Origin of the sequence: Gardnerella greenwoodii 00703Dmash (assembly GCF_000263635.1) — a bacterium.
GTDB lineage: Bacteria > Actinomycetota > Actinomycetes > Actinomycetales > Bifidobacteriaceae > Bifidobacterium > Bifidobacterium greenwoodii.
In genome coordinates this window covers 61,397-76,966 of sequence record NZ_ADEV01000009.1, presented here as the reverse complement: position 1 = coordinate 76,966, position 15,570 = coordinate 61,397, and the positions used below count along the sequence as shown (strand labels likewise).

Annotated in this window: 10 protein-coding genes; 4 read left to right on the top strand and 6 right to left on the bottom strand. The window is 41.1% G+C overall.

What is annotated here, in order from left to right; translation table 11 throughout:
• Window positions 1–2 precede the first annotated feature (2 nt).
• Entirely contained in the window at window positions 3–1,007 is a 1,005-nt protein-coding gene (locus NG78_RS01945) for an ABC transporter substrate-binding protein (RefSeq protein WP_004134878.1), read from the top strand.
• Between the two features lie 21 nt (window positions 1,008–1,028).
• Complete coding sequence (locus NG78_RS01950; RefSeq protein ID WP_004134877.1) at window positions 1,029–1,904, top strand: ABC transporter ATP-binding protein; 876 nt, start codon at window positions 1,029–1,031, stop codon at window positions 1,902–1,904.
• A 78-nt stretch (window positions 1,905–1,982) separates the two neighbouring features.
• Here the strand turns inward: NG78_RS01950 and mfd are convergent, their stop codons facing one another.
• The 3 genes from mfd to NG78_RS01965 all read right to left on the bottom strand — a co-directional run bounded on the left by mfd (window position 1,983) and on the right by NG78_RS01965 (window position 7,348).
• Window positions 1,983–5,540, bottom strand: a complete 3,558-nt coding sequence (gene mfd, locus NG78_RS01955) for a transcription-repair coupling factor (protein ID WP_155114961.1) — start codon at window positions 5,538–5,540, stop codon at window positions 1,983–1,985.
• Between the two features lie 16 nt (window positions 5,541–5,556).
• Window positions 5,557–6,156: an aminoacyl-tRNA hydrolase gene (gene pth / locus NG78_RS01960; RefSeq protein ID WP_004134875.1), complete on the bottom strand. Its 600-nt coding sequence runs from the start codon at window positions 6,154–6,156 to the stop codon at window positions 5,557–5,559.
• A gap of 139 nt (window positions 6,157–6,295) precedes the next feature.
• Window positions 6,296–7,348 (bottom strand): ABC transporter substrate-binding protein, encoded by a 1,053-nt coding sequence (locus NG78_RS01965; RefSeq protein ID WP_004134874.1) that lies wholly within the window; start codon window positions 7,346–7,348, stop codon window positions 6,296–6,298.
• Between the two features lie 303 nt (window positions 7,349–7,651).
• On the opposite strand from NG78_RS01965, the gene NG78_RS01970 reads away from it, so the two are divergent.
• Complete coding sequence (locus NG78_RS01970; protein WP_004134873.1) at window positions 7,652–8,443, top strand: ABC transporter permease; 792 nt, start codon at window positions 7,652–7,654, stop codon at window positions 8,441–8,443.
• Window positions 8,444–8,607: 164 nt separating this feature from the next.
• Here NG78_RS01970 and NG78_RS01975 read toward each other — a convergent pair whose 3' ends face one another.
• The 3 genes from NG78_RS01975 to NG78_RS01985 form a co-directional block, all read right to left on the bottom strand.
• Window positions 8,608–12,201, bottom strand: a complete 3,594-nt coding sequence (locus NG78_RS01975; RefSeq protein ID WP_004134872.1) for a UPF0182 family membrane protein — start codon at window positions 12,199–12,201, stop codon at window positions 8,608–8,610.
• Between the two features lie 132 nt (window positions 12,202–12,333).
• Window positions 12,334–13,623, bottom strand: coding sequence for a uracil-xanthine permease family protein (locus NG78_RS01980; protein ID WP_004134871.1), 1,290 nt, complete (start codon window positions 13,621–13,623; stop codon window positions 12,334–12,336).
• Between the two features lie 300 nt (window positions 13,624–13,923).
• Entirely contained in the window at window positions 13,924–14,307 is a 384-nt protein-coding gene (locus tag NG78_RS01985) for a DUF488 domain-containing protein (protein WP_032834814.1), read from the bottom strand.
• 198 nt (window positions 14,308–14,505) lie between these two features.
• Here NG78_RS01985 and NG78_RS01990 point away from each other — a divergent pair, with 198 nt between their 5' ends.
• Window positions 14,506–15,567: a YeiH family protein gene (locus NG78_RS01990; RefSeq protein WP_004134869.1), complete on the top strand. Its 1,062-nt coding sequence runs from the start codon at window positions 14,506–14,508 to the stop codon at window positions 15,565–15,567.
• The last annotated feature ends 3 nt before the right edge of the window (window positions 15,568–15,570 follow it).

Sequence of the window (15,570 nt, the reverse complement as noted above, 5' to 3'; positions counted from 1 at the left end):
CTATGGTTAATCTCAAATTAAAAAGCGCAAGCAAGCGCGCTATTTGCGCATTGTGTGCTCTTTGTGCAGCAGTTGCACTAGCTTCATGCGGAAGCGCTCAGAAATCTTCAAGCAACGCGTCTTCTACAAAAGAAGATACTGGCACTATGCGTGTTGCTTATCTTTCTACAGCAAACTATTTAACTACATTGAAGAACGAAAAGTTCTTACAGGAAGAGTTTGGAAAGTCTAAGGTTACTTACACTGGTCCTTATACTCCAGTTGATGGTCTTACTGCAGTAATGAGCGGTAGCGCAGATGCAACAACTACAGGAACTGGCCGTTTTATTGATCTTATTGCCGAAGGTCAGCCTTGGGTTGCTTTTGCTCTCGAATACTACAATGGTGATTCCCAGGGAATTGTAGCCTCTGCAAAAAGTGGCGTAAAAAGCTTAAAAGACTTGTATGGAAAGAAAGTTGCTATTATTCACAATGGCGACACTGGCGACTACATGCTTCATCGCGCTTTTGATAAAAGCGGTTTAGACGTTTCTAAAGTTAAAAAAGTTGAGATGAATCCTCGAAACTTCCAGGCTGCTTTCTCTTCTGGTCAGATTGACGCAATTTCTTCGTTCGACCAGAATCTTGCAGCAGCTATGACAACTCCTGGATCTAAGTTGCTTGTAAACGCTAAGAAGTACGGCAATATGAACGTTACTATTCATATTGTTTCCAAGAGCTTCGCTAAGAAGCATCCTGAGCTTGTGAAGAAAATGTATAAGGCTCTTGTGCGCGAAGCAAAGAAGTCTCACAAGGAAAAGAATGTTATAGGTAACGCTTATAAGCAGCTTGGAGCATCTGACACGATTATTAAGCAGATTGAAAAGTTTGATAATCCAACGATTCGCCCAATTGACGCTAAAGGCTTGGAAATGATGAAGGTTCAAGCTAAAGAATACGTTAAGTACGGTTTGATTAAGCAGGCTCCAAAGAATTTGGATGATTCTGTAATGGACTGCAGCAAGTAAACATCTACTAACTCATAAACAATGACTAGTTTCAAGAACATGTTTCAAAAGCGCACTGCAGAAAACGATACTGTGGAAGTTTCTAAAGAGACTTGTGAAGTTTCTAAAGAATCTTCCACACAAACTCTTGCATCTAACGCGAAAAATAACACATACTGCGTTACTATAGAGAATCTTGGAATCTCTTTTAACAACGACAAAAGTAGCAGCGCAATTAAGAATGCTGAAAATAATTCTGCAGATAACTCTACTTTCGTGTTAAAAAACGTTACGATGAGCATCAAGCAAGGTGAGTTTGTTTCTCTTGTAGGAAGATCTGGCTGCGGGAAAACAACGCTTTTGAAAATAATTTCAGGACTTCTTACTCCTAGCGAAGGTAGCATTAATGCCACAAGTCGTCAGGCTATTGGTTTCCAGGACGCCAGATTAATACCTTGGCTTTCCGTAAGCCAAAACGTTGTTTTTGGTATGGAAGCTAGTAAGCAAGAACTTAAAGATATTGCACATTTAGCACTTTGCCAAATGCAGCTTGAAGGCTACGACAACAAGTGGCCATCTCAGCTTTCTGGTGGACAGCAGCAGCGCGTATCTTTAGCTCGAGCTTTAGTTAGAAATCCTGAATTATTGTTGCTTGACGAGCCTTTTGGCGCTTTGGATGCTCTTACGCGCTTTGATATGCAAGATTTGCTTAATAAGCTTCAAGCAAAATACGGCTGGAGTACGCTTATGGTTACGCATGATATTGCGGAAGCTGTAAGACTTTCTAACCGAATTCTTATGATTAAAAATGGTGAGATTGCTAAGCAATGGCATATTAATCGCGAACATCTTGACGCTCAAAATCGTCCAGTAAATCATAGTGAAATAGAAGATGAGCTTAGAGAAGCGTTGCAATAAGTAAACGCAAAAAAAAATTGATAAAGGCGACTGCAAAATAAGCGGCCGCCTTTATTTATAAAATAAACACAAACAAATTTACCAAGCTATGTCATCAAGAAGCTGACGCACCCAGGAAAGTATTTCATGCTCGCTCATTGCGCTAGACCCAAGAGAAGATTCAAAAGGCGCTGGAATAATAAGCATATGAGTAACCGGACGGTATTGCATTGATCGATAAATTCTCTGCATTCGCATTAGCACAGAATCTTTTGGATTAACACCAACTACCCTAACCGTTTTTCCTTGAGAAGTAATTTGACTAATACCAAGCTCTCTAGCCTTAAAACGCAAGCGCGCAACATCACACAAAGCGCCAAACGCTTCAGGAGGATTACCGAAACGATCCAACAACTCGTCGTGAATATCATTCAAATCGTCATCATTACTTGCGCAAGCAAGCTTGCGGTACACTTCCAAACGAAGCTTGTCGGAAGCAATATAATCAACCGGAATCGAAGCTTCAATAGGTAAATCAATAGTTACTGCAACAGGCTGAACACGCTCCGGCTCCTTATACTGCTCAACAGCATCTGAAACCATGCGCACGTATAAATCAAAACCGACGCCTTCAATATGCCCACTTTGCTCATCTCCAAGCAAATTTCCGGTTCCGCGCAGCTCCAAATCTTTCATAGCAACGTCAAAACCAGATCCCAACGCCGTGTGCTGAGCAATAGTTGCAAGCCTATCGTGAGACTGCTGAGTCATTGGCTTAGTCGGATCATACAAGAAGTAAGCGTATGCGCGCTCACGTCCTCGTCCAACTCTACCGCGAAGCTGATGCAATTGGCTTAAACCAAATCTGTCGGCATGATCAACAATAAGCGTATTCGCATTAGAAATATCAAGACCAGTTTCAATAATCGTAGTGCACACAAGCACGTCAATATCTCTATGCCAAAAATCGCGAATTACAGCATCAAGCTGCTTTTCACCCATTTTTCCGTGCGCAATAGAAACGCGAGCATCCGGCACAAGTTCATGAATTTTATTCGCGACAGAAGTAATATCTTCTACGCGGTTGTGAACGTAAAAAACCTGTCCTCCGCGCAACAATTCTCGCTTAACACAAGCAGCTACTTGCGCGTCTTCGTACGCTCCAACAAAAGTAAGCACCGGAAGACGGTCTTCTGGAGGCGTAGCAAGAGTAGACATTTCACGAATACCGGTTACAGCCATTTCAAGCGTTCTAGGAATTGGCGTTGCCGAAAGGCTTAATACGTCAACGTTTGTGCGCAAAGCTTTTAATGTTTCCTTATGCTCAACTCCAAAACGCTGCTCTTCGTCAATAATTACTAATCCTAAATCTTTAAACTTAATACTAGGGTTTAAAAGCTTATGAGTTCCAATAACAACGTCAACGCTTCCGTCTTGAAGACCGCTCAAAGTTTCTTCAATTTCTTTAGTTGTTTGGAATCTACTCATTGCAGCAACTTTTACAGGGAAGCCTTCAAAACGATTCGTAAAAGTCTCATAATGCTGTTGAACAAGCAATGTTGTTGGAACTAGAACAACAACTTGCTTGGAATCCTGCACAGCTTTAAAAGCTGCACGCAACGCAATTTCAGTTTTTCCAAAACCAACATCGCCACAAATTAAGCGATCCATCGGCATTGGTTTTTCCATGTCCGCTTTTACTTCGTCAATAGTTGTCAGCTGATCTGCAGTTTCTTGATAAGGAAATGCGTCTTCCAACTCTTTTTGCCAAGGCGTATCTTTACTAAACGCAAAACCGCGTGAGCGTTGACGTGCGGAGTAGAGTTTAATAAGATTTTCCGCAATTTCGTGAACATGCTTTTTAACTTTGGCTTTAGTTTGAGCCCAATCTGAGCCACCAAGCTTATTAAGTTTTGGTATTTCTGCACCAATATATTTGCTAACTAAATCAAGCTGATCTGTTGGAATAAATAATTTATCCGCTGGAGCGTTACGTTTACTTGGCGCATATTCGATTACTAAATATTCACGAGTTGCACTACCGCCAGAAACCGCAATATTTCGCTGCTTCATGCCAATAAAACGCCCGATACCATGCTGCTCGTGTACTACGAAATCTCCAGGATTTAGTTCCATTAAGTCAATTGCTTTACGCCTGCGTTTTGGCGTTTTTAATTGTGTTGAAGCAGAAGATTTACCAGTTAAATCGCGCTCTGTAAGAACAGCTATACGCGCTTTTGTATCAATAAAACCGTCGCTTAAAGAAGAACGTACCGTATTAAAGCTTGCAACTCCTGTTGTTCTAACAGCTCTGCTTAATCTAGAAAGAGTACCGGAAGCTGCTGCAGTAATAGTTACAGCAAAACCGTCATCTATAAGAGATGATATTCCTCCTGAAACTTTTGAAGCATCTCCCCTAAATTCTTCAGGAGCTTTAACAGGTAAAGAGATATTTCCAGCAAGAGTATCGTCTACTCCAAATGATGTTAATTTCCAAACATCATGATTAGAAAATTCTAATGCAGAAACAGTTTCGTCAAAATCTAAAAAGTTTGCTTGATCGAAAGTAATAGGAGCGCCAGAACCTAATCCTGAAGCTGCAACATGCCAGCTAGCAGCCAAAAACTCGTTTGCTGTGGATGTAACATCTTCTGCTGCTCTTCGGCATTTTTCCGGGTCAGATAGCATTATTACAGCATTTTTAGAAAACATGTTTTGCACTGATTCCATGTTGTCAACTAATGCAGGCAGCAAGGATTCCATACCTTCTACCGGTATAGAATTTGCAATGGATTCAAGCATGTCATCAGCATTAGGAATAGCACCAATAAGAGAGCGAGCACGCTTACAAATTTCTTCCGTAAGCTGCAATTCTCTACAAGGAGTTGCCCAAAGTTTTTCAATATTATTTCCGTAGGTACGCTGATCTGAAGCATGAAATTGTTTCATAGTATCAATTTCATCGCCAAAAAATTCAATACGCACAGGATGCGTCATAGTCGGCGAGAAAACATCGATAATTCCGCCTCGAACAGCAAATTCTCCGCGCTCCATAACCAAATCAACGCGCGTATAAGCATTTTCCACCAACCGCTTAGTTGCGTCTGTAATAGAAAGTTCTTTTCCGCACTCAAAAACCAGCGGATCTACGTCTCCAAGTCCTGAAACAACTGGCTGAATAAGAGATCGAACAGGAAGAACAAGAACTCGAATCGGCCCAAATAAAGAACTACCTTCTTCTGGATGGCGAAGCCTACGAAATACTGCAATTCTGCTTGCAACAGTATCTGCGCGAGGTGAAAGACGCTCGTGAGGCAAAGTTTCCCATGCTTCTAGTTGCGCAACGTCTTGCGGATTACCCTTATACCAGTCGCGAAGAGATTCAGTGAAATCTGTCGCATCTTTGCTAGAAGGAACAATAACAACAACAGGCATATTTTCTGCAAGAGAAGCTGCAAGAGCCGGTCGCACTCCAAGAGGTGCTGCAATATTAAGCTCGCAACTTTCTGCAGTTTTTTGAAACTCGTTAATTGAATCAATATTATTTTTAGATAATGCACTAAATATTTCATCTTTACTGCATAAATCTAGCAAAATATCATGCAAATTGATTGACGAGTCTTCTGTTTCAATATTTTTTGAGTTTTTTGCAACCATTTTTATTGACCTGTTATTAGCGGCCATTAAAATGCTCCTGAGTTTCTGCTAGACCATGGAAAATAACACTTTCTGCAGCATCTGCTCCGTCTGCTAAAAAGTTTGGAAGCTCGGATTTTTGAGCTCCAGCAAATCCGCCAAGCACCCAATTAACGGTATTGTCGTGTGCATGAGCACCGCGCTGAGCATGACCTACACCCATTCGAACGCGAGCATATTGCTGTGTTCCAAGAGAGCGATCAATAGACTTAATTCCATTATGTCCGCCTGCAGAACCGCCGGCCTTTACTTTAATGCGCCCAAAATCTAAATCCATATCGTCGTGAATGATCACAATATGATCCGGCTCAATCTGATAGTAGGAGCTTATAGATGAAATAGCAGCTCCTGAATTGTTCATAAATGTCAAGGGTTTGGCAAGGAAGAACTTAGCAGTTCGACCATCAAGATTCATAACACCTTTGCCGAGTTTAGAAAGACCTTTATGATCGGAAAACTGAACAGACCAGCGTTCAGCAAGCACATCCGCAACCATGAAACCCATGTTATGGCGTGTTCCCTCATATTTTGTTCCAGGATTTCCTAATCCAGCAATAAGCCAAAAATCCGACGCCATGGTATACCCACTCCCCATTCATAAAGGCAACAGAACAACGAAATGGGCGTATCGATTGTAGTTGACGTAAATGCACAACTACCCGATACGCCCTCATATACTGAAAACTATTCTACCAAGACTTACGCCATTGGTGAAATTACTTTAGGAATTTGTCTGTAGACAACTCTTTAGCTTGAGGAGTTTTGTTTGTTACTTTGCCTTTAGCATCAGTATAAGCGCCTTCTTTACTCAAGAAGTCAAAGTAAGCCTGAGCTCCCTTTACATCGCTAGTGCCAAAAACAAACTTTCCACTCTTAATATCGGCACGATTGCCCCAATATTGTCCGTCGACAATCATCTTCATGCTTCGCTTAACAAACTTTGGATCAAGGTTTGCATCTTTTGCTTCCTTAACCAAAATATCCGAAGCTTCATCCGGGTGAGCATAAGCATACTCATAACCACGCTTTGCAGCCTGAACGAATGCACGAACAAGCTTAGGATCCTTAGCAATAGTGCGTTTATTAGTAATTATGCCAATAGTGTCTGGTTGGCCAGGAACACCATAATCGCCTTCCATAAAGCAGCGAAGCTTAGGTCCAAACATCTCCGACTGAACACCTTCCCAAGTGCCGTAGAATCCACCAAAATCAGCCTTACCTGATTCAAGAGTGCGGAATGTAGAAGTACCAACTGTTACTTTATCGAACTTGCCTTCGCCACCATCATGCTGAATCATTCTGCGAATAACAGCATCACCTTCAGCGGAACCAAATGTTGCAAAAGTACGTCCGTCAAAGTCTTTTGGAGAATGAATCTTATTGTTTTTTGCAAGCGAACACCAAATAGCACTTGGCTTTTGCTGAACCTGCATAACCTGCTCAAGATTTGCTCCCTTAGTGGAAAAATCAGCAGCATTAGTTAAAGTGCTAAGCGCAAAGTCTGCAGCACCACTATCTACAGCATGTTCAGATCCGGTTTGAGCAACAGCAAGAATATTTACATCTAAACCTGCATCTTTAAACCAGCCCTTATGCTTTGCAACATAAATACCAATATGATTAGTATCCGGCGCCCAAAATAGCATAAAAGATACTTTGCGAAGATTAGCGTTATTATTAGCGCCAGTAGATCCACATGCCGAGAAAGAAAATGCACAGCATGCAGAAAGAATAACAGCAAGAGTACGCTTAAAAATACGCATATTCATGAGTTCCCTACTTTTGTTCTAGTACCGTTCTTCTGGGAAAGTGACACGAACTTGGCAGAAAACGGTATCAAGGGCCTAGCCCGCGCCGTTCAATGCCCCCGAGCAAAGAAAAACTTTGCTGCGGTTTGCCACACATTGACTCACGAAACATTTAGATTATGCACGAAATAAGCGACAAATAAGCAAAACTTACTTAGGTACATCTTAAGTTGTGCGGTTCTAATAGAATATACGTGCTAATCTCGTTTTATTGTGGCGATTGGGGCAGCAATCGCATTTTTAAGCGAAAGGAATTGAATTTATATGACGCAATCGCGTTTAAAACGCATGCTTTTAAAGTATCTGCCAACTATAATATCCGTAATAATTCTGCTTATTTTGTGGCAAATAGCATGCACATATTCTGGAATATCACAAAATTTGATTCCTACACCAACTTCTATTGCAGAAGCCACTGTTGAAGCTTTACCAACATTGTGGCCTGCAGCTTTAATAACAACGCAGGAAACACTTATTGGTTTTGCGTTAGCTATTTTAGTTGGCATTCTTTTAGGCGTTGCTTTCCACGTTTTTAAACTTATAAAATCTGCACTTTTCCCACTTTTATGCGCAGCTCAAACCATGCCGCTTATTTCTATTGCACCAATTTTTCTTATTTGGTTTGGTTTTGAAATGTCTGGCAAAATTGCAATAGTTATGATTTTTAGCATGTTCCCTATTGCGGTGCAAACAATTCGCGGATTAGATGCTGTGCCAAGCTTTTATAGCGATGTTGCTTTAACGTGCGGAGCTAGTCAAACATGGACTTTGTGGCACGTTAAGCTACGAGTTGCAGCACGACAAATTTTTGGCGGAATTCGAATCAGCGCAGCATACGTTTTTGGAACCGCAGCAACAGCAGAATATTTAGGAGCAAGAAACGGATTAGGTATTTGGCTACAGTTTGCTTATAACTCGTTTAGGACTCCGCTTATTTTTTCTGCAACAATCGCAATAATTGCTCTTACTACAATTCTTATGACCATTATCAATGCTTGCGAAAATATTCTTCTAGGCCCTGTAAGCGATGACGAAGATCCAGACAACCAGCTTTAAACACCGTTAAAAACTCAGTCAACAAACTGAGAAAGTAACGGTAATAAGCAAAACACCGTTAAAAACTCAGCTAACAAACTGAGAAAGTAACGCACATTTAGCAATTTCCGTTATTATCTCAGCTGCAAAACTGAGATAATAACGGATAAGTAACGGCAATTCTACTACTTTGCAGATTCTTCTTTCATAGCCTCGCCAATAGCATCGCTTAATTCCTTTTGAGCTTTGCCATACGCTTCCCAATTACCTTCACGCATTGCAGCATCGGAATCTTTCAGCGCTTGAGCTGCTCGCTTAAGAGCAGCCTTTACTTGAGGATTCGTATAACCTTCTTGCTTATTAGAAGGCTTATTCGTTGAGCTATTGGAACCTGAATCTTTTTGATTAACAGCTGCAGAAGATTTGCCAGTCTTCTCTCCATTTTCGCCAGATTCTCCAGGTTTATTAGACGCATCTCCTGCCAAGGCTCCGGAATCTCCTCCGAATACTTGATCAAGAGCTTCATCTAATGTATCTGCAAAACCAACCTGATCACCGAAAGCAACTAATACCTTCTTAAGCAACGGATAGCTTGTAGAACCACTTGATTGCACATAAACAGGTTCTACGTAAACAAGTCCTCCGCCAAGAGGCAAAGTAAGCAAGTTTCCTCGCTTAACTTTTGTAGAACCAGATTCAAGCAAATTCAGCTCTTTAGAAACATTCGCGTTAGCGTTGAAGTTGTTTTGAGCTTGACCAGGGCCTGGAACGTTAGAAACCTTAGGTAATTCCTGCAAGCGAAGCTTACCATAGTTTGGTCCAATCTTTCCCGGAGTATCCCCGGCATCTGAATCAACAGACAAGAAACCAGTTAAAATTTCGCGAGTAATCTTACCTGCAGGAATATATGTAGAAACTAGTGAAAATACTGGCTTCTTTGCATCTCCAGTTTGCAAAGTCAAATAGTAAGGCGGTTGCAAAATATCCTCACGCTGAAGACTTTGAGATTCTGTAGGATCTACTGGAGTCTGCCAAAAATCTTCGCCAGAGAAGAACTGACTTGCAGTATCTACATGGTACTTTGCGAGCAAATAACGCTGAACCTTAAACAGGCTTTCCGGATAGCGCAAATGCTTCATCAAATCGCCAGAAATCTTAGAAATATCGTGATAATGCCCTGGGAATATTGATTTCCAAGCTTTAATCACAGGGTCTTTGGTATCCCAAACGTACAAATCAACCGAACCATCGTATGCATCAACAGTGGCTTTTACTGAATTGCGAATATAATTTGCGCGCTGATTAGTTAAGCCTTTAATTGAGCGAGATGTTGTTGTAGTTGAATCCTGCGTAATACTGCCAAAATCAGTCATTTTAGAGTATGGATAAGCGTCAGAAGTAGTGTATCCGTCAACAATCCATTTAACTCGGCCATCTACAACAGCAGGATACACTCGGCCGTCCAAAGTCAAGTATGGTGCAACTTTAGACACACGCGTCTTAGGATCTCGATCGTACAAAATTTGCGAATTTGCAGTCACGCGATCCGAGAAGAGAATCTGATCTGACTCAAAACGAATAGCATGCATCAGCTTTGAGAAGAAGTTTCCAAGACGAGGACCACCATTGCCCTTAAAAGTAGTTAAAGCACCTTGAGAACCAGTTGGATAATCAAACTCCCACGGAGCTGTGCCCTTTGGTGAACCGACAATGGAATATTCTGGAGCATTTGGAGAGAAGTAGATACGAGGCTCATATTTTTGCAACTTCGTAAGCTTACCTTGAGTTGGAATACCATACTCCATAAATTGCGGCTGACCGTCTGCAGTTACTTTATTTCCATAAGCTGCCACAATTCCATAGCCGTGAGTGTAAACAGTGTGATCATTAACCCAGTTACGATTGTCATTTCCGGCTAAATCTAGTTCTCGAGCAGCAATAACAGTATCTTGACTCACTCCATCAATATCATACTTGTCTACTGCAAGAGTATCTGCGAACGTATAGTATTGCTTTGATTGCTGAAGCTGACGGAAGGTTGGAGAAGTAACTTGAGGATCAAGCAAACGAATTTGCGCAGTAGATTCTGCTTCTGCAGATAATGCCCCAGATTTTCCGTGAGAAGTTGCGTTATACGATTCTTTCTTTACATTGTTTAAACCGTAAGCAAACTTTGTAGCATCAATATTTCGCTGAATATAAGGCGCTTCCATTTCCTGAGCGTTAGGAGCAACCTTAAAACGCTGCAAAAGTGCAGGCCAAGCAAAAGATATAACAATTGAGCAAGCAATTAAAGAAGCCAAAGCAATTGTTGGAGTTTTCCAAGCTTTAACAGCACTCTTAAAACGTTGCGCTATTGGAGCTTCACCAGAAAGTGCATGAGATTTCATAAACCAGAACGCAAGAACAGCACCAACCAAAACTGTTACAACTGCCATTACTATGCTTCCAGGCACTACAGCGTTCATATCCGTGTATGATCCACCAGTAATTCTTGAACCATCAAGAGTTACTACAGAGAACATGTCTAAAATTTGCAAAACTGCCCAAGATAAAATCACAAGCATAAACCATATTGCAATTTGCCTGCGAGCACGGTTAGTAATATTCAATATTCCATTGCCAGCAACAGGCATAGTAAAGCGAATACCACCCATAAGCAAGTGCGAAACAATAGAGAAAATAAGGGATATTACTAAAAGAAGAACAAAAGCACGGACAAATAACCTTAGTCCTGGAAGCACAAACACGTAAAAACCATTGTCGATTCCAAATTGTGGATCTTTAATTCCGAAAGGCTGAGCGTTGAACATAAGTAAGATTTGCACCCAGTGATTGTAGAATTGGAAACCAAATATTGCGCCAACAATTAGCGAAACAATACCAGCAGCATGTAACGCAACTTTAGAGCTTATTCCATGCTTTAAGTCAATAACATTTCCACGCACGCGAATATAAGAGCCATCTGCATTAGTCGGACGAGCTTTAATCGCTAAAGCTGCAGACAAGTAACCGAAAGCGGACATCAGTACAGCGTATAGTACCCAAACTCCTACTTTTGCAGCCAATTGAATCCAAATTACGCTTTCGAAGCCGAGTTGAGCATACCACATGCAATCAGTAATAAACTTTGAAAGACCAAAAACTATTGCCACTACGAAAGCTATTGCTATTACTATTGCAACAAAAAGCCAGCGCCATCTTCTTGAGCCACCAATAAATTTACCTACGTTAAACTCTAATCTCATAAAATGCTTATACTCCTTATTTTTTGCGCCTTCATCATCGCTTTTATTGCTTTTACTATCTTTACTATCTTCACTAGTATCGCTATTTTCGCTAGTATCGCTATTTTTTGGCGAATCGCCTTCGTCTTCTAGTTTCTTCTTAGCTTCTAATATATCGCTAAAGAGGTCACCGAGGTCATCATCGTCACTATAATAGTCTGCCAAATCTTTTATTTTTTTTGCAAACTTTGAAGAAGTCTTATCTTTGTTTTTACTATTAGACTCATCTTTAGACTCATCTTTAGCAACAGCATCATCACTGTTATTATCTTCATCAATGCTTTCTATAACTACATCTTGATCGCTGGAATCGTCCGTAGAAGCATCGTCAGAAGTATAGGCAGAATCATTATTTTGATCGCTCTTTTTCTTTCCATCGCTTGAATAATCGGAACGCTTATTCACTTTAGTGTTTTTAGGTTTTTTAGCCATATACGCGCCAAAAGCAACCCATGCAATGCCAATAATTATTTCTATGATGACTTTCAACATAAGGTTAATAATACTATACTAATTATTCCCAATCTACATATTGTGTAGTCAAAAGTAATTACAAAAAAGCGCGCTCGCAAAAGTAGCGAACGCGCCTGATTTGATTAAATTAAATCATGTAAGCATTTAAAGCTAAGCAACATCTGGATCATCTTTAGCGATAGTTCCGGTAAGCTTACCAATAGCCTTCATCAGATGGTATACAACCAACACCACAACAGTGCCAATCGCAATACCGTTGAACTGAATTCCGGAAACAGCAAACTGGAAGTTAGCAATACCAATAATCATAACGATTGCAGCAATCATAATGTTAACTGGCTTGTCGAAGTTCACCTTGTTTTCAACCCAAATGCGCACACCAATCATGCCAATCATGCCGTAAAGCAAAGTGGTTACACCACCCAAAACGCCGGCTGGAATGGAGTTTACAACCGCACCGAACTTTGGGCAGAGGCTCAAGATAAAAGCAAACGCTGCTGCACACCAGTAAGCTGCTGTTGAGTAAACCTTTGTTGCAGCCATAACACCAATGTTTTCACCATATGTAGTTGTACCGCAGCCACCGAAGCAACCTGCAATTGCAGTACCTAAACCGTCGGCGAACAAAGCTGTACCAATCTTGTCATCGTAATTTCGACCAGTCATTTGAGCTACAGACTTAACGTGACCAACATTTTCTGCAATCAAAACAAGAACCACAGGCAAGAACATAAGCAGAACTGAGAAATCTACTTGTGGAGTGTGGAACTTAGGGAAACCAATCCAAGAAGCATTCTCAATCTGACTAAAATCAACTTGTCCGCGCCAGCATGCGTACGCGTAGCCAACAAGAACGCCAAGTAAAATATTCAATCGTCCAAGAAGACCGCGGAAGATTACTGCAATAAGCATAACTGCAACCAAAGTCACCAAAGCCGTATCTGGAGCCTTTTGGAAGTTATTCCAAACGGCTGGGCCTAAGTTAAAACCAATAATTGCAACGATTGCACCATTTACAACAGGCGGCATAATAATGTCAATCCACTTAGCGCCCGCAAAATGAACAAGCACACCAATAAGCGCAAGCAAAATACCTGTGCACATAATGCCAAAGCTTGCAACAGCAATGCCTTTATTAGCTGAAGCTACAGCCATAACAGGTGCTATAAGACCAAAAGAGCTTCCCAGATAACTAGGAAGCTTATTTGCGTTAATCAATAAGAACAATGCCGTCGAAAGAGCTGTGAACATCAAAGTAGTCGACGGATCAAAGTGCGTTAAAATAGGCACTAAGAATGTGGCGCCAAACATTGCAATAACATGCTGAGCACCAATACCAGCGGTGCGAATCCAAGTTAAGCGTTCATCTGGCTCAACTACTTCGCCAGGACGCAAAGTCTTACCGTCACCGTGACGCTGCCATGTAAACAAAGAATTCATTTCTTCTCCTCGTAAAAACAAGTTCTGCAAGAGGTATGTAAACGAGTGTCGTTAAAAAAAAAACAAGCACTCGCCGAGCGCTGGGATGGCAGCTTCTGGGGGTCTCCATTACACCACCGACCCATATGCCAAAGAGAAATTCTAACGCGCAAAAAGATATGTGTCGAACATAAGTAGAAAATCATAAAACTACTTTTTATTTTTGTTGAAATATCAAGCAAAATCGGTGTGTCGAAAAGAGCGCAAAAAGCACCAACCGAAGTTTACACTTACTCACTTATGTTTAAGAAAGAACTAAAATCACGCAAGTAAGTTTTGCAGATATTCTTGCAAAACTAACGCGTGATTCACTTTTGGATCTTTAGCAGCATACAACAAAGTCACTGTTGAGTATTTAGTAAACAAAGCAGTAAGCATATCGACAGCTTCACGGTTTGCATCAAGTTCTTCGGCGTAGCGATGCGCAAATTCTTCAAAACGTTCAGGATCGTGATTAAACCATTTTCGCAATTGAGTGCTCGGCGCTATATCTTTGAACCACTCATCAACCTGAGCGCGCTCTTTGCTTACCCCTCTAGGCCACAGCCTATCCACTAAGATTCGCAAACCATCATGTTCATCAGCTATTTCATAAATTCGCTTAATCTTTACCGTATATTTACTCAAAGCTGCCACCTTTTCCATACATATCTATAATGGCATTGTATTTTCAAAATGCAATATCAAATGCACCACTCTTAAAGATAGATAACGGTGTGTTATGTTCGATTATGTGATTTTATGTCAGCGTGTCGCGTTTATTTGCAGCAAAATTATATAAAATTTGCTTAATTTTTTAATTTATGTTCACTTTTGTCCGATTGTGAGAGAATAATGAGCTAAATGGTTAATTTCTTTAATACATGGAAAAAGAAAATCTGCACCATCGATATGGCTCTTATTGCCGTATTGACGCTTCTAGCTTCCTTTATTGGTAGCTGGCTTAAGCAATACCCAGGCTTAAAACTTCTGGGTGCTCTTATTATTGCGTTGCTCGTTGGCATGGCTCTGCAGCTGCCATTGCACGCATACAAAAAGAATAATGATTCACGACGCGCAGGCGTTAAAAGCGCTGCCGGCTTGATTGCAAACAAGCTTCTTCGTCTTGGCATTATTCTCCTCGGCTTTAAGCTGAATTTGCACGATTTGTTTACCAAGGGCATTAAGTGCTTGCCTATTGCAGCCGTGTTAGTTGCAGTAATGGTTTACGTAACTTATAACATTGCTAAACTTTTGAAGGTAAATCCTCAGCTCGCAATGCTTACTGCAGGAGGCACAAGTATTTGTGGTGCTGCAGCAGTTATGGGTCTTTCTGGATCAATGCCTGTTCTTCCAGAAGAGGAAGACGAAAAAGAGCAGAACGAAGTTATGGCCGTTGCAACAGTTGCAATTATGGGCACTATTTACGCTCTTGCTGAAATCTTCATTCTTCCTCACTTCGGCATGACTAAGCAGCAGCTTGGCATTACAGCAGGTGCCTCACTTCATGAAATCGCACATGCTGTTGCAGCTGGCGGAGCATTCGATAGTATCGATGTTGCAACAATCATGAAACTTTCACGAGTTCTTATGCTCGTTCCAGCATCAATCTTTATTGCAATCTGGTGGAATGCTCGTCACAGCAAAGTTGAAAATGGCGGAAAGCATAAGATTAGCTTCCCATGGTTTATGCTTGGCTTTATTGCAGCATCCGTTATTGGAACTTACGTTCCTTTCATAACAGCTCACGCATCAACTCTTGTAGAAGCAGGATACGTTTTCCTTGGAATGGCAATGGCAGCTCTTGGAATTAACGTAAACTTCAAAGTTATTTTCAAACAGGGTCGCACTGCTTTCCTTGCAAGCTTCCTAGCTTCTATTGTTTTGGTAGTATTAGCCTGTTTGGCTGCTGTACTATTCTTCTAAACA